This window comes from Streptomyces sp. P1-3, assembly GCF_050613155.1.
Taxonomy (GTDB): Bacteria; Actinomycetota; Actinomycetes; order Streptomycetales; family Streptomycetaceae; genus Streptomyces.
Genome location: NZ_CP192512.1, coordinates 3,204,734 through 3,223,795, shown reverse-complemented (window position 1 = coordinate 3,223,795; position 19,062 = coordinate 3,204,734). Strand labels below are relative to the sequence as shown.

Here is a 19,062-nt window from a genome sequence, read left to right as displayed (position 1 = left end):
GCCCCCATTTTCCGGTTCGTGGGGTCCAGCATTCCAGCATTCGGACGCGGGCGGCGCGCCTGTGGACAACGGCGGGTCTGTGGACAACGGGCTCAGCCCCACCACGGAAGCTCCGCCGTCACCGTGGTCGGTCCGCCCGGCGGTGAGACGACGACGAGGAGGCCGTCGACCGCGTCCAGCCGCTCGGCGAGCCCCGCGAGGCCGGACCCCTGCCCGGACCCGGCTCCCCCCTGCCCGTCGTCCGTGACCTGGAGCATCATCCGGCCCTCCGACCGCCACACGTCCACCCCCGCGCTGTGTGCCGCGCTGTGCTTGCTGATGTTCTGGAGCAGCTCGGAGACGGTGAAGTAGGCGATGCCCTCGATCGCCGGGGCCGGACGCTCGGGCAGATCCACCGTCACCGTCACCGGCACCGCGCAGCGCGCCGCCAGGGCGGACAGGGCCGGGCCCAGGCCGCGGTCGGTGAGGATCGCGGGGTGGATGCCGCGGGCGAGGTCGCGGAGTTCCTGGAGGGCGAGTTTCACTTCGCCGTGGGCTTCGTCGACCATGCGGGCGGCGGCGTCGGGGTCTTCCAGGAGCTTCTCCTTGGCCAGGCCCAGGTCCATGGCGAGGGCGACGAGCCGGGCCTGTGCGCCGTCGTGGAGGTCGCGTTCGATGCGCCGCAGGTCGGCGGCGGCCGTGTCGACCACCGTCCCCCGGTCCGACTCCAGCTCCCACACCCGCGTCTCCAACCGGGACGGACCGAGCAGCGCGGACACCATCAGCCGGTCGACGGAGGCGAGCGCCCGGATCAGCCACGGCGTCGCCAGCACGACCAGCAGCCCGATGGCGCTGGTGGCCGCGATCTCGAACGGCGTGTCGACGTAGAAGCTGTGGCTCTCGCCGTCGTCGAAGAGCTGGATGCCGGGCTCGTCGGTGTACCGGGGTATCACCCAGTGCCACAGCGGATAGGTCAGCGTCGCCCAGCCGTACGCCCAGAACGTCAGCGCGACGACGAAGGCGAAGACCGCCCAGGGGAAGTGGACGATCGCGTACAGCGCGTGCCGCCAGGACGTGCCGCTCTTGAGCAGCGTGCCCACCCAGGAGATCAGTCCGCTCCTGCCGCTCCTGCGGTGCCGGGACCGGACCGGCTCCGGCTCGGCCACCTCCAGCCGCAGCAGGCCACGGGCGCGGGCCCGCTCCACCACCCCCAGCCCGCGGCAGCCCGCGAGCGCGGCGCCGAGCACCGGCACTCCCAGGAAGGTGATCAGCAGACCGGCGCCCAGCGAGAGCATCGCGACGGCGTAGGCGAAGGTCAGGATCGCCACCGGAAGGCTGATCAGGAGATAGAGGAACTCACGCCAGGTGCGACCCTCGAAGGGGGCGCGCAGCACCGCGGGAACCGCACGGCTCCCGGCCTCCGCGCCGTATCCGTAGTCGCTGGATCCGCTGGCCATCGCTTCGCCGTCCTCCACGTACGGGGGTGGTGTCGGCGCACCGGGGTACGTCACCGGGGTGCGCCGCCCGACACCGGGGTGTTCCGGCGTCGTACATCAAGGCTCTCGGACGCGGACCGGCCGGACCATGAGGCCGGTGGGACTCTTCATAGGGGGGTTAGCCCCACCCCCCTCCGTGGGTCACTGCCGGTGCGCGGGAGGCTCCGGCGCCCGGTCCCGCCAGGGCAGCTCGGCGGTGATGGCCGTCGGTCCGCCCACGGGGGAGTCGACGACGAACTGCCCGCCGACCGAGCCGAGCCGCTCCGCCAGCCCCGCGAGCCCGCTGCCCCCCGCCGTCGTCGCGCCGCCCCGCCCGTCGTCCCGTACCTGGATCAGCAGCCGGTCCTTTGTCCGCCACAGCTCCACCGAGGCGGACTTCGCCGCGCTGTGCTTGCTGATGTTCTGGAGCAGCTCGGAGACGGTGAAGTAGGTGATGCCCTCGATCGCCGGGGCCGGGCGGGCCGCCAGTTCGACCGAGACCGCCACCGGGACCGTGCAACGTGTGGCGACCGAGGACAGGGCCGGGCCCAGGCCGCGGTCGGTGAGGATCGCGGGGTGGATGCCGCGGGCGAGGTCGCGGAGTTCCTGGAGGGCGAGTTTCACCTCGCCGTGGGCTTCGTCGACCATGCGGGCGGCGGCGTCGGGGTCTTCCAGGAGCTTCTCCTTGGCCAGGCCCAGGTCCATGGCGAGGGCGACGAGCCGGGCCTGTGCGCCGTCGTGGAGGTCGCGTTCGATGCGCCGCAGGTCGGCGGCGGCCGTGTCGACCACCGTCCCCCGGTCCGACTCCAGCTGAGCGATCCGCCGCTCCAACTCGTCGGACGGAGAGAGCAGCCCGCGCACCATCGCCCGGTCCACGTTGGTCAGGCCGCGGGCGATCCACGGAAGTACTGGCCACAGGACAAACAACCCCACGGCGACGACCGCGAACGTGGCCACGCCCCACGGCAGCCGTACGACGGCGTACAGGGTGCTCCGCCAGGCGACCGGGTCCTTCAGGCTGGTCCACAGCCAGGGGAAGAAGCCGCCGTTCTCGCGGTGCGGCAGCCGACTGGGCTCGTCCACGTGCACGCGCAGGAGCACTCGGGCCCGGCGCCGTTCGAACGCGCCGAACAGCCGGGCGCCGCCCAGCCCCAGCGCGACCAGTGGCAGGCCGACCACCGTTATGGACAGCCCCACGCTCGGAAGGAGCCATATGCACACATATATGAAGCCGATGAGGGCCACCGGCAGATTGCCGAGGAGATGCGCGATCTCCCGCCAGGTCTGCGCGGGCAGCGCGAGCGCGGGCGGTCTCGGCAGCCGATCGGCGGCGGTCCCCCCGCGGTTCTCGCCGGGGATTCTGCCGGTGGTCTCAGAGGAATGTGAGCGGGCGGTCATGCACGCAAGACTGCCTGGCCTGCGAGTTCGGCGCCATGGGGTTCGCGGGGTGCCCGAAAGGGGGGCTATCCCCACCGCCCGCGGACCGGACGGTCAGCGGGGCGCGGCGGCCCCCAGGCTGGCGGGAGCACCGCATGCCGGACAGGCGGTCCACCCGCGATCGGCAGGGCCTAGACTCCCGTGCGTACGGATCGTCGGACACCTCGTATCGACGAACAGCAGGCCAGCAGGCAAACCAGGGAGCGAGGGGCGACGTGCCGGAGGCGACGACCGTGCGCACCACGACGGGTGCCCACCATGTCCAGCTCGCGGCCGACTACTTCCACAGTTACTCGGTAGTCGGCCTGATGGGCGTCGTCGGCGTGCTCTTCGTCGCCGTGGCCTTCGGCGCCGGACGGCTGCTGCGGCCGGCTGTGCCGACGCCCGAGAAACTGCTCACCTATGAGTGTGGCGTGGACCCGGTCGGCGAGGGCTGGGCGCACACCCAGATCCGCTACTACGTCTACGCCTTCCTGTACGTGATCTTCGCGGTGGACGCGATCTTCCTGTTCCCCTGGGCGACGGTGTTCGCCGCGCCGGGCTTCGGCGGGACGACGCTGGTGGAAATGTTCCTCTTCCTCGGCTTCCTCGCCGTCGGCTTGCTGTATGCATGGAAGAAGGGCGTCCTCGCATGGACGTGAGTCCCATGAACCCCGTGAGTCCCGTGAACCCCGCGACACCGGCGACCTCCGCGTCGCCGGCGACCCCGGCCGCGCCCGAGCTCCTGCCCGAACCCAGGAGGCTCGGCGTGCTGTCCCGGCTCGCCCCCGAGCCGATGAAGGTCGTCCTCAACTGGGGACGCCGCTACAGCCTCTGGGTCTTCAACTTCGGCCTCGCCTGCTGCGCCATCGAGTTCATCGCGGCGTCGATGGCCCGCCACGACTTCATCCGGCTCGGTGTGATCCCCTTCGCGCCGGGGCCGCGCCAGGCCGACCTGATGATCGTCTCCGGTACGGTCACGGACAAGATGGCGCCCGCGGTGAAGCGGTTGTACGAGCAGATGCCCGAGCCCAAGTACGTGATCTCCTTCGGCGCCTGCTCCAACTGCGGCGGTCCGTACTGGGACTCGTACTCGGTCACCAAGGGGGTCGACCAGATCATCCCGGTCGACGTGTACGTTCCGGGCTGCCCGCCCCGGCCCGAGGCGCTGCTCCAGGGCATTCTCAAGCTCCAGGAGAAGATCGCGAACGAGTCGCTGGGGCAGCGGTACGCGGCTGGGGGCACGGCGGGCCGTCCTTCCGGCGCGGCGCTGCGCAGCGGCCTGGTCGCGCCGCCTCCGGCGCCGGGTGCTTCGGCGCCGGGTGCCTCGCTGCCGGGTACGCAGTCGGCGCCTTCTTCTAAGGAGGGCGAGCGATGAGCGCACCTGAGGAGCGACCGGAGAGAGCTGCGGCCGCCGCCGGCGAGCCGGACGCGGGTGCGGCCGCCGCCCAGCCGGACGGTGCTGCCGGCGCGGCCGCCCTCGAAGCGGACGGTGCGGCCGCCGCGCAGCCGGTCGTGGGCTGGCTGCCCGCACCCGCCGACGAGATCTTCGGCGAGGGGGCCACGGCCGACGAGTCGTACGACCTGCTGACCGTCGACGTCCCCGCGAGCGCCTGGATCACCGCCCTGGAGGCGGCCCGTGACACGCTCGGCTGCACCTACTTCGACTGGCTGAGCGCCGTCGACGAGCCGGGCACCGGTTTCCGCGTCGCCGCGCACGTGGTCGCGCTCGCGGAGCCGGGGGCAGCGGCAGGGAAGCCTGCCGTGCGCCGACTGCTCGTACGGACGACCGTGCCGCACGACGCGCCCTCGCTGCCCACGGCCATCGGCGTGTACGCGGGTGCGGCCTGGCACGAGCGCGAGACGTACGAGATGTTCGGCGTCACCTTCACCGACCACCCCCACCTCGTGCCGCTGCTGCTGCCCGAGGGCTTCGAAGGGCACCCGCTGCGCAAGGACTTCGTGCTGGCGGCGCGGGTCGCCAAGGCGTGGCCGGGGGCGAAGGAGCCGGGCGAAGCGGATCACGGCGGCCCCAAGCGGCGCCAGATGCTCCCGCCGGGTGTGCCCGACCCCAACGAGTGGGGTCCGCTCAAGGGCCAGCTGCCGCCCGCCCCGGCGCGTCCGGCCCGTGCGGCCCGTGGCCCCCGGGCGGCGGGTGCCGCCGCGGGAGCGGCGGCGGGCGACCGCCCGGTACGTCGTGCGCGCAGCGCGAGCGCGGGATCGGCCAGTCAGAGGGGCGAGGCCGACGGCGCGGCGACCGCGGCACCGGAGGCTGCTGCCGGAGCCGCTGCTGCTGCCGGAGCCGGAGCCACGGCAGTGCCCCGGCGCGCCCGCAGCGCGAGCGAGGGGTCCACGAGTCAGCGCGCCGGTGCCGAGCGGCCCGCGCGGCGGGCCCGCAGCGCGGGTGAGGGCTCGGCCAGCCAGCGGGCGGAGGGCACGGCCGCGACGCCGGACGCCGTGGTGCGGGCCGGCGCCGCCGCGCCGGACGCGACGCCGTCGGAGGCCGCCGCCACGGAGGCCGGGGCCGCTGCGGCGGAGAGCGCCGGGACCGCGGCGCCGCGCCGTACGCCCGGTGCCGGTGAGGGCTCGGCGAGCCAGGCCGCGGACGCGGCCGCCCGGCGCCCGGCAGCGTCGCGTACGCGCTCGTCCGACGCGCCCTGGCACCACGCGCGCCCGGCGTTCGACGCGAGCGAGCCGAAGCCGAAGCCAGAGGCGGACGACGCGCCCCCCGCCGCGGACGCGCCCCCCGCCAAGGAGGCGAAACCCGCGGAGGCGAGTGGCCCGGACCGTGCCACCGCCGCTGCCGGCCCCGCCGAAGCGAGCGATGCGGCCAAGGCCGCTGATACCGGAACCGGCGACTCCGCCGCGACCACCGGTACGGCCGAGAGCGACCGTACGGCCGGGGACACCGCTACCGATGACACCGGCGGCACCGTCGACAGGACCGGCACCGATGACGCCGGCAGCGCAGCCGACACGACGGCTGCCGGTGACGGCGGCGGCACCGCCGGCGAGACCGGCACCGCCGAAACCGACCGCACCGTCGATACCGCGGGCACCCCCGACGACACCGCCGACCCCGCCGATACCACCGGCACCGCCGACACCACCCGGACCCACGACGGAGGCGACACGTGAACGACGTCCTCGACGTCGCGCTGCGACTGCTCGCCGTCTTCCTCGTCTTCCTGGTGTTCCCGCTGGTCGTCGGGCAGACCGAGCACAAGGTCATGGCCCATATGCAGGGCCGTCTCGGGCCGATGTACGCCGGCGGGTTCCACGGTTGGGCCCAGTTGGTCGCGGACGGCGTGAAGTTCGCGCAGAAGGAAGACGTCGTGCCCGCCGGGGCCGACCGGCGGATCTTCCAGCTCGCGCCCGCCATCGCGCTCCTGCCGTACCTCGTCGTGCTCGTCGCCATACCGCTCGGCCCCGACAACGCCGTCGGCCAGTTCGTGGACGCCGGGATCTTCTTCGTCCTCGCCGTGATGGGCGTGGGTGTGCTCGGCTCGCTCATGGCCGGGTGGGCCTCGGCCAACAAGTTCTCGCTGCTCGGCGGCCTGCGGACGGCCGCCCAGCTCATGGCGTACGAGCTGCCGATGCTGCTCACCGCCGCCTCCGTGGCGATGGCGGCCGGTACGGTCTCGCTGCCCGGGATCCTCGACGCGTTCGAGTGGTGGTGGGTGCCCTGGCAGATCGTCGGCGGACTGGTGTTCTTCACCGCCGGGCTCGCCGAGCTCCAGCGCCCGCCGTTCGATGCGCCGATCGCCGACTCCGAGATCATCTTCGGCGCCTACACCGAGTACACCGGGCTGCGCTTCGCCCTGTTCCTGCTCGCCGAGTACGCGGGCATCGTCGTGCTGTGCGCGCTGACCAGCGTGCTCTTCCTCGGCGGGTGGCACGGTCCTTACCCCGACGGCCTGGGCTGGCTGTGGATGCTGCTGAAGACCGCCGTCCTGGCCTTCGTGGTCATCTGGCTCCGGGTGACCTACCCCCGGCTGCGCGAGGACCAGCTGCAGAAGTTCGCCTGGACCGTCCTCATCCCGCTCGCACTCGCCCAGATCGCCCTCACCGGCGTCGTCAAGGTGGTGATCTCCTGATGGCCATTCCCGGATCCGGCCTGGCCAAGGGCCTGGCCGTCACCCTGCGCACGATGACGCGCAAGACGCAGACCGTGCAGTATCCGGATGTGCAGCCCGAGCTGCCGCCGCGTACACGCGGTGTGATCGGGTTGTTCGAGGAGAACTGCACCGTGTGCATGCTCTGTGCGCGCGAGTGCCCGGACTGGTGCATCTACATCGACTCCCACAAGGAGACGGTGCCGCCCGCCGCGCCGGGTGGGCGTGAGCGCAGCCGCAATGTGCTGGACCGCTTCGCCATCGACTTCTCGCTCTGCATGTACTGCGGTATCTGCATCGAGGTGTGCCCCTTCGACGCGCTCTTCTGGTCACCGGAGTTCGAGTACGCCGAGACGGACATCCGCGACCTCACCCACGAGCGTGACAAGCTCCGCGAGTGGATGTGGACGGTGCCCGCGCCGCCCGCGCTGGACCCGCGTGCCGAGGAGCCCAAGGAGATCGCCGCGGCCCGCAAGGCGGCGGAGAAGCTCGCGGCGCAGGAGCAGGCCGCCGAGCAGCAGGCCGTCGAGCAGGAACAGTCCGCCGAGCAGCCGCGGGAGGGCGACGCGTGACCATCGCCGCCGCACAGCACGGCTTCCTCTCCCCGACCGGTGTGGAGATCGTCTTCCTGCTCGTCGCCATCGCCACCTTCGGCGCCGCCGTCATCACCGTCACCACCAGGCAGCTGGTGCACGCCGCCCTGTGGCTGGTGGTGGCGCTCGGCGGGATCGCCGTGGAGTACCTCCTGCTCACAGCCGAGTTCATCGCCTGGGTGCAGGTGCTGATCTACGTCGGTTCCGTGGTGGTCCTCCTCCTGTTCGGACTGATGCTGACCAAGGCGCCGATCGGCCGGTCACCGGACGCCGATTCCGGCAACCGCTGGGCCGCTCTGACGGTGGCCGTCGCCGCAGCGGGCACCCTGGTCTGGGTGGTCGTGGACGCCTTCCGGTCCACCTGGATCAACGTCGAGGGGGCGGTGCAGGGTTCCACCGCGGTCACCGGCGAGGGGTTGTTCCGGCACTGGGTGCTGCCCTTCGAGGCGCTGTCGGTGCTGCTGCTCGCCGCGCTGGTCGGCGCGATCGTCCTGTCCCGCAAGACCGACAAGACCGATAAGGCCGGCGAACGCGGCAAGGAGAAGCGCTGATGCACCTCGCCTACCCGGCCGTCCTCGCCGTCCTGCTCTTCTGCACCGGCCTGTACGGCGTCCTCGCCCGGCGCAACGCGATCCTGGTCCTGATGTCGGTCGAGCTGATGCTCAACGCCGTCAATCTCAACCTCGTCGCCTTCGACGTCTGGCTCCGCGACACCCTGCACGCGGGTCAGGCGCTGACCCTGTTCATCATCGCCATCGCCGCCGCCGAGATCGGCATCGGCCTGGCCATCGTCCTGCTCGTGTACCGCAACCGCGGCACGGCCGACGTCGACAAGCTCACCGACCTCGCCGAGGAGTCCGAAGCCGCGCGGGCGGCCGACGGCGACCGCGCGCAGGAGAAGGCCGAGGCCGCCGCGTGACGACCACGACCACCGCCGTCCTCGTTCCGCTGCTGCCCTTCCTCGGTGCCCTCGCGGGCCTGCTGCTGGGCCGCCGCGCTCCCGGCTTCGTGCGGCCCCTGGCCGTGCTGCCGACCCTGGCCGCCGCCGCGCTCGCGGTCGTCGTCGCCGTACGGCAGGGCGGGGGAGCGGGGATCCACGCCGCCACCCGGCTCACCGACACCGGCTCGATCCCGATCGACCTCGCCCTGCACGTCGACGGCTTCGCCGCGCTGGTCGCGGTGCTGGTCGGCGTGGTCGCGACCTGCGTGCAGATCTACTCCACCGGCTATCTGCGCGACGACCCCCGCTACCCCTCGTACGCCGCGCTCGTCTCCCTCTTCACCTCCGCGATGCTGCTCGTCGTCTACTCCGACGACCTGATGGTGCTGCTGGTGGGCTGGGAGATCATGGGCATCTGCTCGTACTTCCTGGTCGGCCACTACTGGGAGACGGCGGCCGCCCGCTCCGCCTCGCTCAAGGCCTTCCTGGTCACCAAGCTCGGCGACGTACCGTTCCTGATCGGCATCTTCGCGCTCGCCGCCGACGCGGGCACGTTCCGGATCAGCGTCATCTACACGCGGCTGACCTCCTCCGTCTCCGACTTCCAGCTCGACCACCCCACCCTCGTCGCCCTGCTGCTGCTGGCGGGGGTGGCGGGCAAGTCGGCGCAGTTCCCGCTGCACACCTGGCTGCCCGACGCGATGGCGGGCCCCACCCCGGTCTCCGCCCTGATCCACGCCGCCACCATGGTCGCTGCGGGCGTCTACTTCATCGCCCGGCTGCTGCCCGTCTTCGCCGCCTCCGCCGCCGCGCTCGTCGTGCTCGCGGTCGTCGCGGCCGTCACCATGGTCGGCTCGGCGCTCGCCGCGCTCGCCCAGGACGACATCAAACGGGTCCTCGCCTACTCGACCATCGGCCAGCTCGGCTACATGACCGGCGCACTGGCCGTGGGCGACCGCGGCGCGGCCGTGTTCCACCTGATCAGCCATGGTGCGTTCAAGGCGCTGCTCTTCCTCGCCGCGGGCGTGATCATCCACGCGGCAGGTACCAACTCGCTGTCCGCCATGGCGCGGATGGGCGGCGTCGCCAAGAAGGCCCCCGACGCGTACTGGACGCTCACCATCGGGCTGCTCGCGCTCGCCGCGCTTCCCCCGTTCAGCGGCTTCTTCTCCAAGGAGGCCGTCCTCGGCGCCGCCGAGCACACCGCGCTCGGCCATGAGCACGGCGTCCCCGCCGGGGTCGGCTGGACCGTCCTGGTCGCCGGGCTCGCCACCGCCCTGCTCACCGCCGGGTACGCCGCCCGCCTGTGGCTGCTGGCCGGCGCGCCCGGCCACCCCGCCGGTACCGGCGCGCCCGCGGGCACCGCCGACATCGCCGGGGCCGCCGTCGCGCCCGAAGAGCCACAGGCCGCGCACCCGGCCCGTATCCCGGTCGTCATGAACGCCGTGCTGTGGGTGCTCGCGCTCCCCGCCCTCGCCTCCGGCCTGCTCTTCGGCGTCCTCCCGGACTGGTTCGACGACCGCTCGCTCGCCCCGACCCTGGCCACCTCCGTCCTCGGCACCGGCCTCGCCCTGGTCGGCGCCCTCGTCACCTACGCGGCCTGGCGGCACACCACCGCCCTGGCCGCCCGTGTCCCGCTCGGCCCGGTCATGGTCCCGCCCGCCGCCGAGCCCGCCGTCACCGAGGCCGAGGCCATCGCCGGACACGACCAGGTCTACGGAGCCGCCGCGCCGCCCGACCCCGCGGACCCCGGCCGCCTCCTGCTGGGCCCGCTGCACCGGCACGCCGCGACCGGCTTCCACCTCGACGCCGTGTACGCCGCGCTGTTCGTCCGCCCCGTACGCGCGGCCGCCGGCCTCGTGCGGTTCCTCGACCGCGAGGTCGTCGACACCTACGTACGCGGCGCGGGCACCGCGCCCCGCCTGCTGGGCGAGGCCGTCCGCCGCGCCCAGACCGGCAATGTGCAGACCTACCTCAGCGCGCTGCTCGCGGGATCCCTCGTCCTGGCCGTCGCCGCCGTCCTCGTCGCAGCCGGAGCCTGACCCGTGAACCACATCGCCATGCAGCTCCTCCTCGCGGCTCTCGTCGTGCTTCCCCTGCTCGGCGCCGTCGCCGCCCTGCTCCCCGCCCCGCCCGGACTCAAGGGCCGCGACCCCGACCAGGCGGTGCTGCGGCACGGCGTCACGGTCACCGGCGCCGTACTGGCAGCGGCCATCGCGCTGGCGGTCGGCTTCGACCATGACGAGTCGTCCCGGATGCAGGCGCAGACCGACATCAGCTGGATCCCGGCACTGGACATCCGCATCCACCTCGGTGTGGACGGCGTCTCGCTCCCCCTCCTCGTGCTGACCGCGCTGCTGACCTTCCTCTGCGCGGTCTACAGCTACAGCTCACCCCCGCGCGGGCAGGGCACCAGCCCGAAGGCGTTCGTCGCCCTGCTGCTCGTCCTGGAGTCCGGCACCCTCGCGAGCTTCGCCGTCCTCGACCTGATGCTGTTCTTCCTGGCGTTCGAGATGGTGCTCATCCCGATGTACTTCCTCATCAACCGCTGGGGCGGCGAGGACCGGGAGCGCGCCGCCTGGCGGTTCATCCTCTACACGCTGCTCGGCTCGGTCGTCATGCTGCTCGGCCTCCTCCTCGTCGGCATCAAGGGCGGCACGTTCGACATGGTGGCACTCGCCACTGACAACGGGGCCGGCCTCAGCCACACCACGCAGCTCATCGCGGTCCTCGCCATCGGCGTCGGGCTCGCCGTGAAGGCCCCGATGTGGCCGCTGCACAGCTGGCTGCCGGACGCCCACACCGCCGCGCCGACCGTCGGCTCCGTCCTGCTGGCGGGCGTCCTGCTCAAGATGGGCACCTACGGCTTCGTTCGGATCGTGCTGCCCATCGCCCCGGAGGGTGCGCACACCTTCGCCCCCTACCTCGCGGCCTTCGCGGTCGTCGGGATCATCTACGGGTCGCTCGCCTGCCTGGCCCTGGCCCGCACCGGCGCCAAGGGCGACCTCAAGCGGCTCATCGCGTACTCCTCGGTCGGCCACATGGGCTTCGTCCTGCTGGGCATCGCCACCCTCACCCCGACCGGCGTGAACGGCGCACTGTTCGCCAACATCGCCCACGGCCTCATCACCGGCCTGCTGTTCTTCCTGGTCGGCGCGGTGAAGGAGCGCTGCGGCAGCACCGACCTCGACGAGCTCGCGGGCCGCACCGGCGCCGCGCTCTACGGCCGCGCCCCCCGCCTCGGCGGGCTGCTGGTCTTCGGCGCCGTCGCGTCCCTCGGGCTGCCGGGGCTCGCCGGGTTCTGGGGCGAGATGCTCGCCATGTTCGGCGCCTACGAGCCGGCCGAGGGGCTCAGCCGCCCGGCGTTCCTCACCTACCTCGCCGTCGCCGCCTTCGGCACGCTGCTGACCGCCGCGTACATGCTCGTCGTCGTACGCCGCGTCTGCATGGGCGACGCGGACGGGATCGGGGCCGGAGCGGCCGCCGGGGGCGGAGCCTCAGACGGCGGCACGCCTTCCGGACCCGCCGCTTCCGGACCCGCCGCCTCCGGAAGCGGCGCGGCCGGCACGGCACCGGCCCGCGCCCTCCCCGACGTACGCGCCCACGAGTTCGCCGCCTGGACCCCGCTCGTCGTCCTCACCGTCCTCGCCGGACTCTGGCCCGCGGCCCTGATCGGCCTCAGCGACCCGGCCGTGCAGCAGCTTCTCGCAGGAGGCCACTGATGACCGCAAGCACCGTCAGTGCCGCGAACCTCGTCCAGTCCGTCGACTGGCTCGCGATCGCCCCGCCCACCATCGCCGCCCTGGCCGGGCTCGTCGTCCTCGTCGCCGACCTGTTCCTGCCCGAGCGCAACAAGCCCCTCCTGGGCTGGATCTCGGTCGGCAGCCTGGTCCTGGCCGGGCTCGCGCTGCTGCCACTGCTCGACGGCGACCGCCGGACCTTCTGCCTGACCACCAGCGGCGACGGCGACGTGTGCTCCTATGTGGCCGACGAGTTCACGCTCGCCATCCAGTTGCTGGTGCTCGGCGGAGCCCTGCTCACGGCCCTGCTGTCCATCAACCCCGTGGCCGATCAGAAACTCCCCGCGGGCGAGTTCTGGTTCCTGCTGCTGTCGGCCGTCGCGGGCGCGGCGCTGCTGCCCGCCTCCCGCGACCTCGCCACCCTCGTCGTCGCCCTCGAAGTGGCCTCGCTGCCGGCGTTCGCGCTGGTGGGCATGCGGCGCGGCGACCGCCTCTCCTCCGAGGCCGCCCTGAAGTTCTTCCTGTCATCCGTGACCGCGACCGCCGTCACCCTCCTCGGCGTCAGCTTCGTCTACGCCGCCACCGGCAGCATGCACCTCACCGAGGTCGCGGACGGCCTCACCCACGTCGACCCGCGGCTGGAGACGCTCGCCCAGACCGGCGTCGCCCTGACCCTGGTCGGCTTCGCCTTCAAGACGGCGGCCGTGCCGTTCCACTTCTGGGTGCCCGACACCTACGTGGGCGCGCCGCTGCCCGTGGCCGCCTACCTGTCCGTCATCGGCAAGGCCGTCGGCTTCACCGGCATCATCCTGGTCACCGTCATCGCCTTCCCGGCTTACGACGACGTGTGGGGCCCCGCCGTGGCGGTCCTCGCCGCCCTGACCATGACGGCGGGCAACGTCGCAGCCCTGCGCCAGCGCCCCGAGCGCGCGCACAGCGCCGTACGGCTGCTCGCGTGGTCCTCCGTCGGCCAGGCGGGCTATCTGCTGGTGCCGGTGGCGGCCGCCGGATACGCCGACAGCTCCGGCGAGGCGACGCACGCGATCGGCTCCACCGTGGCCTACGCGCTGATGTACGCCGCCGTGAACCTCGGCGCCTTCGCGGTCGCCGCCCTGGTGGCCCGTACGAGCGCCGCCAACCGGATCAGCGACTACCGGGGCCTGTACGCGACCCGGCCGCTGGCCGCGCTGGCCCTCGGCTTCTTCCTGCTCTGCCTGGCGGGGCTGCCGCCGGGCATCATCGGCCTGTTCGCCAAGGTCACGGTGTTCTCGGTGGCAGTGGACGCGGGGCTGGGCTGGCTGGCCGTCGTGATGGCCGTCAACGTGGTGATCGCCCTCTACTACTACCTCCAGTGGACGGCGGTCCTCTTCCGCGGCAGTGAGGCGACCGAGGCGACCGAGGCCGCGGCCGGGACCGGTGCCCCGGCCGCGGAGACCGGCGCCCCCGCCCAGGTGGCCGTACGGCCGGGCATCCCCGCCCCCCTCACCTCCGCCATCGGCCTGGCGGCCGTCGTCGGCGTCGTCCTGTCCGGAGCACCCCAGCTCGTCCTGCGCTTCGCCTCGGGCACGCTGCTCTGACCCGGCACCAGGGCCTCACCCCGATGGCGTAATCGCACCCACGGTGCACAAGGGAACTAGTGCTCCTCATCTGGCGTTGACCAGATCAGGAGGGTCCACTGGAAGGTGGATGGACCAGGCAAAGGGTTCCCCTGCCGCACCATTTGGAGGGCGTACCGTGCACCGTCGGCACAATGGGCTCAAGACGGCCGTACTCCTTGGGGGACTGTCCGCGCTCATCATCGTGGTCGGCAGTCTCTTCGGCCGTACGGGCCTCGTCATCGCGGTCCTGGTAGCGCTGGCCACCAACGCGTACGCCTATTGGAACAGTGACAAGCTGGCGCTGCGCGCCATGCGCGCCCGCCCCGTGAGCGAGTTCGAGGCCCCCCAGCTGTACCGCATGGTGCGCGAGCTCTCCACCGCCGCCCGCCAGCCCATGCCCCGGCTCTACATATCGCCCACGGACGCGCCGAACGCCTTCGCCACCGGCCGCAACCCGCGCAACGCCGCCGTCTGCTGCACGGAGGGAATCCTGCGGATTCTCGACGACCGGGAGCTGCGCGGCGTCATCGGGCACGAACTGAGCCATGTCTACAACCGGGACATCCTGATCTCGTCGATCGCGGGCGCGCTCGCCTCCGTCGTGATGTTCCTGGTGAACTTCGCCTGGCTGATTCCCATAGGCCGCTCGGACGACGACGAGGGCCCCGGCATCTTCGGCATGCTGCTCATCATGATCCTCGGACCGCTCGCCGCGGCGCTGATCCAGATGGCCGTCAGCCGCTCGCGGGAGTACGAGGCCGACGCCTCCGGCGCCCAACTCACCGGCGACCCACTGGCGCTGGCCAGCGCCCTGCGCAAGCTGGAGGCCGGTACGAAGGCCCGGCCGCTGCCGCCCGAGCCCCGTCTGGAGACCGCCAGCCACATGATGATCGCCAACCCGTTCCGGCCGGGTGCCGGCATGGCCCGGCTGTTCTCCACCCACCCGCCGATGGCCGAGCGGATCGCCCGGCTCGAGCAGATGGCGGGGCCCCGGCCGTGAAGACACTCCTCAACCTGATCTGGCTGGTCCTCTCGGGGTTCTGGATGGCGTGCGCCTACGTCGTCGCCGGGCTGATCCTCTGCGTCACCATCATCGGCATCCCGTTCGGCATCGCGGCATTTCGGATCGCGGGCTTCGCGCTGTGGCCGTTCGGGCGCACGGCGGTGCCGCGGCGCGACGCGGGCGCGCCCTCCTGCGTCGGCAACGTCCTGTGGCTGGTGCTGGCGGGCTGGTGGCTGGCCCTCGGCCACGTCATCACGGGCCTCCTGCTCTGCGTCACCATCATCGGCATCCCGCTGGGGCTGGCCAACTTCAAGCTGATCCCGATCTCGCTGGCCCCACTGGGCCACGAGATCGTCAGCACCGGCGAGCGCTTCGGAAGTCGCTGACCGGGATTCTCCGCCGCGGGCGGCTCACTCCCGGTGGCGGCCTCTGGTGATCAGCCAGGTGCCGCCGACGATGAGGGCGGCGAAGACCGCGAGCCCGGCGCCCTGGGCGACGAGCAGCCACATCCGGTCGCGCAGGGGCAGCGTCCCGTTCAAGGTCACCTGGAGCGAACCGACGGCGAACGCGATGGCCGCCGTGAAGACCGCGACGAGTTCCACGGCCCGGACGGTCGATGACCGCACGGTGTGCTCCAGCTCTCTGCGGGCGGCCTCCCCACGCTCCCAGCGAAGCTGCTGCTCAGCGGCCCACACCGCGCGCAGCCGCCCCTCCTGGATGTCGTCCCGCAGCTTCCGGTACTGCTCCTGGAGCAGCTCGTGGCTCACTCGGCTGCCTATGGCGGGCAGCAGCCGCAGGGCCTTGTCGATGCTCTCCAGCGCGGCGTCGTGCTGGGCGCACTTGTGCTGTCCGGCGGCGAGCCGGAAGCGGAAGATGTGGTCACCGGGATAGGCGGCGACGGCCTGCTCCGCGTGCCGGAGCAGCAGCTCCCCGTTTCCGTCGAACGGGGAGGCGCAGGCCAGGCCGTTGAGGCAGATGTCGACCACGTGCCGGGTGCGCCGCGGGTGGTCCCATGCCTGGCCGAGCAAGTCGATGGCGTGCTCGGCGGTGATCGCCCGGCTGCCGAACGCGGCGAAGGACCGGAGCGCCGTGAAGAGGGGGTCCTCGCGGTGCGCCCCCACCGCCATGGCCGGCAGTGACGACTCGAGGAACGTGTGGAGTTCGTCGTACCAGAAGTTCGAGCGCAGCTTGCCCGCGTGGTAGAGCGTCACGAAGTAGGCGGTGTCGCAGGAGGAGCCGTCGCGCGCCACGATCTCCTCGGTCGCCTCGGCGAGTTCACCAAGGGATTCCACCGTGTGCCGGGTGATGAAGGCGTATCCGAGCGACCACTTCTCCCTGACCTCCGTACGGTGTCCTTCGGCCACATGCCCGGCCAGCCACCGGGCGCACTCGGCGGCGGTGCGGACGCCCGGGCGGTCGAGGAACCTGCGCCGCCAGTAGCGGTCGGCGCAGATGAGGTACGGGTCGGTGGCGAAGTCGGACGACGCCACGTCGAAGGGCGGCTCCGTGCCCCCGTCGATCAAGGCGGCGGCCACCTCTTCGCAGACGCGGTCCAGCTCCCGGGAGTCGGACGGTGTCACGCGGTCGAGCATTGCGGCAATCGATGCGGCGTCCATGGCTCCCCCACCTCGCGCGGCGCACTGTGCTCACTTACCTATCACGGCGCCGCTGACCCCTGGCGCATTAGGCATATCATCCGACCATGCGTGTGGATGTGGTGACGGCGGTGCATGCCCCGTACGCCGCCTTCCTGCCCACCGCCTGGGAGTCCCTCTGCGCGCAGAGCCACTCCGACTGGGGCTGGCTCGTCCAGGTCGACGGTCCGTACGACGAGGTGCTGGACGCCCTCTCCGCGTGCGGCGCGGCGCGTGACGCGCGGGTGCGCGTCGAGGTCAACCGGACCAGCGAGGGCCCCGCCGTGACGCGCAACGTCGCCCTCGGCCGCGGCACCGCGCCGCTGGTCCAGAACGTCGACGCCGACGACCTGCTCGAACCCGACGCACTCGCGATCCTCGCCGACGCCCTGGCCGCCCACCCGGCGGCGGGCTTCGCCCTCGGCCACGCCCGCGACCTGCTGCCCACGGGCGAGCTGCGAGACCACGCGCTGCCGGTGCCCGCGGGCGTGCTGGCCCGCGGCGCCCTGCTGGCCGACTGGGCGACGGAACCCGGCGCGTACCGCCTGCCCGTGCACCCCGCCGGAGTCATGTGGCGGCGCTCGCTGCTGCTCCGGATCGGCGGCTGGTCCGCACTGCGCGGCATGGAGGACACCGGAACGCTGATGGCGGCCTCGGCCATGGCGCCCGGCGTCCTCCTCGACGCCCCGACCCTGCGGTACCGCAAGCACCCCGGCCAGTCCTCGGCGCAGACCTCGGATTTCAGCGGGGGGGGGGCATCAAATCGCGCTCGTACGGCAACGGGCCGCGGCCCTGGGCGAGCTGCCAGCGTGGTCCGAGTGAGGATGCCGGCCCTGAGCGGACGCGGCGTACACGGGGCACACGGGGCACACAGCCGATACAGCAGCCAGGACCCCGTCAGCCCATGCTGACGGGGTCCTGGCTGCTGGCGGCGGCATCGCTCCGGCGCCGGTGTTCTCACCTGTAGTTCACGAACTGCACCGCGAAGTCGAGGTCCTTGCCCTTGATCAGGGCGATCACGGTCTGAAGGTCGTCCCGGCTCTTGGAGGACACCCGCAGCTCGTCGCCCTGCACCTGCGCCTTGACGCCCTTCGGGCCCTCGTCGCGGATGATCTTGGCGACCTTCTTCGCGTTGTCCTGCGAGATCCCCTCCTGCAGCGTGGCGAAGATCTTGTATTCCTTGCCGGAGGCCTGCGGCTCGCCCGCGTCCAGCGCCTTCAGCGAGATCCCGCGCTTGACCAGCTTGGACTGGAAGACGTCGAGGATCGCCTTGACCCGCTCCTCGGAGTTGGCGCGCATCTCGATCCGCTCGCCCGACCATGCGATCGAGGCGCCGACGTTCTTGAAGTCGTAACGCTGGGAGATCTCCCGGTCCGCCTGGTTGAGGGCGTTGTCGACCTCCTGCCGCTCGACCTTCGAGACGATGTCGAAACTGGAGTCGGCCATCTTGTAGTTGGCTCCTCGTGCATAGATCGGTCAGGGGTGCGGCCCGCTACGGATACGGTCCGCACGGCCAGCCTAGCCACCTCGACCCCGATCCCCCCGCGATCAACCCGGTGGCGAAGCACCCCCGGTCATCGGGTATGGTTTACGACGTCGCCAGGGAGTCCCGACGCAAGAACGGAGATCCTGGCCACGTCCCAGGCGGTGTGCCCGAGTGGCCAATGGGAGCGGACTGTAAATCCGTCGGCTTAGCCTACCCAGGTTCGAATCCTGGCGCCGCCACAGGAACGCAAAACGGCCCCTGGCCTGCGGAAACGCAGACCAGGGGCCGTTTGCGTGGGTGGTTCTCGATCCTCGACCGACTGCCGCCGAGGGGCGCGGTGTGGACGAGGCGTGGACGACGGACGGCCTGAACGGTGCTCGGCATGGGCAGTGCGGAGGGGAGCCAGGCCGCGCCGGTGCGGCCCGGCCCGGACCGAGAGGATCACCCAACGTGCCGACCTTCACGTCGCGTGCCCGCGCCGCCACCATCGGAGCGGTCTTCGCCCTCGCCGCGGCCGCGCCGGTCACCGCGTACGCCGCGCTGGACGAGGACTCCGCCCCGGCGAAGGCGGCCGTCGCCCCGCCGGGCAAGCCGTACGTCGAGACGCGGCTGTTCTTCGGTACCCAGCGGCCCGACGGGGGACCGGCCGTCACGGACAAGCAGTTCCTCGAATTCGTCGACCGCGAGGTCACGCCGAGCTTCCCGGACGGGCTCACGATCCAGAACGGGCGGGGGCAGTGGCGGGACCGGAACGGGGTGGTGGAGCGGGAGCGGTCCTACGAGCTGATCCTGCTCTACCCGGTCACCGAGGCCCGGGTGCGGAACCCCGAGATCGAGGGAATCCGGGACGCGTACGAGCGCGAGTTCGCGCAGGAGTCCGTGGCCCGCCTCGACGAGACGGCCCGGGTGGACTTCTAGGGCCGCCCCACGCGTGGGTCCGGGCGGGCGCTCCCGCGGGCTGGACCCCCGCATCTGCGGCCCGCACCCGCGGGCCCGTAGGGCCCGCCGACCCGGTAAGGCCCCGCGGATCCGTAAACCCGCGGACCCGTGAGGCTCGCGGACCCGTAAGCCCCGCGAGCCCCT

18 protein-coding genes and 1 tRNA gene are annotated in these 19,062 nt (G+C 72.3%); 15 read left to right on the top strand and 4 right to left on the bottom strand.

Annotation, left to right across the window (positions count from 1 at the left end; genetic code table 11):
* Window positions 1-92: 92 nt before the first annotated feature.
* Together ACQUSR_RS13505 and ACQUSR_RS13500 are read right to left on the bottom strand one after the other, a co-directional pair.
* Window positions 93-1,436: a sensor histidine kinase gene (locus ACQUSR_RS13505; protein ID WP_431042811.1), complete on the bottom strand. Its 1,344-nt coding sequence runs from the start codon at window positions 1,434-1,436 to the stop codon at window positions 93-95.
* Between the two features lie 180 nt (window positions 1,437-1,616).
* Window positions 1,617-2,852, bottom strand: coding sequence for a sensor histidine kinase (locus ACQUSR_RS13500; protein WP_431042810.1), 1,236 nt, complete (start codon window positions 2,850-2,852; stop codon window positions 1,617-1,619).
* Between the two features lie 254 nt (window positions 2,853-3,106).
* Here ACQUSR_RS13500 and ACQUSR_RS13495 point away from each other — a divergent pair, with 254 nt between their 5' ends.
* From ACQUSR_RS13495 to ACQUSR_RS13440, 12 genes are all read left to right on the top strand, one after another.
* Window positions 3,107-3,532, top strand: a complete 426-nt coding sequence (locus ACQUSR_RS13495) for an NADH-quinone oxidoreductase subunit A (protein ID WP_431042809.1) — start codon at window positions 3,107-3,109, stop codon at window positions 3,530-3,532.
* A 5-nt stretch (window positions 3,533-3,537) separates the two neighbouring features.
* On the top strand, window positions 3,538-4,248 hold the full coding sequence (locus ACQUSR_RS13490) for an NADH-quinone oxidoreductase subunit B (protein ID WP_431042808.1): 711 nt from the start codon (window positions 3,538-3,540) through the stop codon (window positions 4,246-4,248).
* On the top strand, window positions 4,245-6,008 hold the full coding sequence (locus tag ACQUSR_RS13485; RefSeq protein ID WP_431042807.1) for an NADH-quinone oxidoreductase subunit C: 1,764 nt from the start codon (window positions 4,245-4,247) through the stop codon (window positions 6,006-6,008). Before ACQUSR_RS13490 ends, ACQUSR_RS13485 begins: the two co-directional genes overlap by 4 nt.
* Window positions 6,005-6,967, top strand: coding sequence for a complex I subunit 1/NuoH family protein (locus ACQUSR_RS13480; protein ID WP_431042806.1), 963 nt, complete (start codon window positions 6,005-6,007; stop codon window positions 6,965-6,967). The genes ACQUSR_RS13485 and ACQUSR_RS13480 overlap by 4 nt, the downstream gene beginning before the upstream one ends.
* Window positions 6,967-7,557, top strand: coding sequence for a NuoI/complex I 23 kDa subunit family protein (locus ACQUSR_RS13475; protein WP_431042805.1), 591 nt, complete (start codon window positions 6,967-6,969; stop codon window positions 7,555-7,557). Before ACQUSR_RS13480 ends, ACQUSR_RS13475 begins: the two co-directional genes overlap by 1 nt.
* The gene (locus ACQUSR_RS13470; protein ID WP_431042804.1) at window positions 7,554-8,129 is read left to right on the top strand and encodes an NADH-quinone oxidoreductase subunit J family protein; all 576 of its coding nucleotides are present in this window, start codon (window positions 7,554-7,556) and stop codon (window positions 8,127-8,129) included. Before ACQUSR_RS13475 ends, ACQUSR_RS13470 begins: the two co-directional genes overlap by 4 nt.
* Complete coding sequence (gene nuoK / locus ACQUSR_RS13465; RefSeq protein ID WP_431042803.1) at window positions 8,129-8,497, top strand: NADH-quinone oxidoreductase subunit NuoK; 369 nt, start codon at window positions 8,129-8,131, stop codon at window positions 8,495-8,497. Before ACQUSR_RS13470 ends, nuoK begins: the two co-directional genes overlap by 1 nt.
* On the top strand, window positions 8,494-10,560 hold the full coding sequence (locus ACQUSR_RS13460) for an NADH-quinone oxidoreductase subunit 5 family protein (protein ID WP_431042802.1): 2,067 nt from the start codon (window positions 8,494-8,496) through the stop codon (window positions 10,558-10,560). Before nuoK ends, ACQUSR_RS13460 begins: the two co-directional genes overlap by 4 nt.
* Before the next feature lie 18 nt (window positions 10,561-10,578).
* Entirely contained in the window at window positions 10,579-12,240 is a 1,662-nt protein-coding gene (locus ACQUSR_RS13455; protein ID WP_431047556.1) for a complex I subunit 4 family protein, read from the top strand.
* Window positions 12,240-13,835, top strand: coding sequence for an NADH-quinone oxidoreductase subunit N (locus tag ACQUSR_RS13450; RefSeq protein WP_431042801.1), 1,596 nt, complete (start codon window positions 12,240-12,242; stop codon window positions 13,833-13,835). Before ACQUSR_RS13455 ends, ACQUSR_RS13450 begins: the two co-directional genes overlap by 1 nt.
* Window positions 13,836-13,992: 157 nt before the next feature.
* Window positions 13,993-14,856, top strand: a complete 864-nt coding sequence (htpX, locus tag ACQUSR_RS13445) for a zinc metalloprotease HtpX (RefSeq protein ID WP_431042800.1) — start codon at window positions 13,993-13,995, stop codon at window positions 14,854-14,856.
* A complete protein-coding gene (locus ACQUSR_RS13440; RefSeq protein ID WP_431042799.1) occupies window positions 14,853-15,245 on the top strand; it encodes a YccF domain-containing protein in 393 nt (130 codons plus the stop codon). The genes htpX and ACQUSR_RS13440 overlap by 4 nt, the downstream gene beginning before the upstream one ends.
* Before the next feature lie 24 nt (window positions 15,246-15,269).
* Here the strand turns inward: ACQUSR_RS13440 and ACQUSR_RS13435 are convergent, their stop codons facing one another.
* Window positions 15,270-16,439 (bottom strand): hypothetical protein, encoded by a 1,170-nt coding sequence (locus tag ACQUSR_RS13435; RefSeq protein ID WP_431042798.1) that lies wholly within the window; start codon window positions 16,437-16,439, stop codon window positions 15,270-15,272.
* A 122-nt stretch (window positions 16,440-16,561) separates the two neighbouring features.
* Between ACQUSR_RS13435 and ACQUSR_RS13430 the strand changes: the two genes are divergently transcribed.
* Window positions 16,562-17,404, top strand: a complete 843-nt coding sequence (locus tag ACQUSR_RS13430) for a glycosyltransferase (protein ID WP_431042797.1) — start codon at window positions 16,562-16,564, stop codon at window positions 17,402-17,404.
* Window positions 17,405-17,450: 46 nt separating this feature from the next.
* On the opposite strand, the gene ACQUSR_RS13425 is transcribed toward ACQUSR_RS13430, so the two are convergent.
* The gene (locus ACQUSR_RS13425) at window positions 17,451-17,939 is read right to left on the bottom strand and encodes a YajQ family cyclic di-GMP-binding protein (protein WP_431042796.1); all 489 of its coding nucleotides are present in this window, start codon (window positions 17,937-17,939) and stop codon (window positions 17,451-17,453) included.
* Between the two features lie 197 nt (window positions 17,940-18,136).
* Between ACQUSR_RS13425 and ACQUSR_RS13420 the strand changes: the two genes are divergently transcribed.
* Window positions 18,137-18,218 (top strand) — tRNA-Tyr (locus tag ACQUSR_RS13420).
* A gap of 211 nt (window positions 18,219-18,429) precedes the next feature.
* Entirely contained in the window at window positions 18,430-18,897 is a 468-nt protein-coding gene (locus ACQUSR_RS13415; protein ID WP_431042795.1) for a DUF3574 domain-containing protein, read from the top strand.
* Window positions 18,898-19,062 lie beyond the last annotated feature (165 nt).

Bases quoted from the DNA above. Each gene is read 5' to 3' on its own strand.
- nuoK (WP_431042803.1), top strand. From the start codon at position 8,129: ATGCACCTCGCCTACCCGGCCGTCCTCGCCGTCCTGCTCTTCTGCACC.
- ACQUSR_RS13430 (WP_431042797.1), top strand. From the start codon at position 16,562: ATGCGTGTGGATGTGGTGACGGCGGTGCATGCCCCGTACGCCGCCTTC.
- ACQUSR_RS13490 (WP_431042808.1), top strand. From the start codon at position 3,538: ATGAACCCCGTGAGTCCCGTGAACCCCGCGACACCGGCGACCTCCGCG.
- ACQUSR_RS13485 (WP_431042807.1), top strand. From the start codon at position 4,245: ATGAGCGCACCTGAGGAGCGACCGGAGAGAGCTGCGGCCGCCGCCGGC.
- ACQUSR_RS13505 (WP_431042811.1), bottom strand. From the start codon at position 1,436: ATGGCCAGCGGATCCAGCGACTACGGATACGGCGCGGAGGCCGGGAGC.
- ACQUSR_RS13455 (WP_431047556.1), top strand. From the start codon at position 10,579: ATGCAGCTCCTCCTCGCGGCTCTCGTCGTGCTTCCCCTGCTCGGCGCC.
- ACQUSR_RS13450 (WP_431042801.1), top strand. From the start codon at position 12,240: ATGACCGCAAGCACCGTCAGTGCCGCGAACCTCGTCCAGTCCGTCGAC.
- ACQUSR_RS13475 (WP_431042805.1), top strand. From the start codon at position 6,967: ATGGCCATTCCCGGATCCGGCCTGGCCAAGGGCCTGGCCGTCACCCTG.
- ACQUSR_RS13425 (WP_431042796.1), bottom strand. From the start codon at position 17,939: ATGGCCGACTCCAGTTTCGACATCGTCTCGAAGGTCGAGCGGCAGGAG.
- ACQUSR_RS13500 (WP_431042810.1), bottom strand. From the start codon at position 2,852: ATGACCGCCCGCTCACATTCCTCTGAGACCACCGGCAGAATCCCCGGC.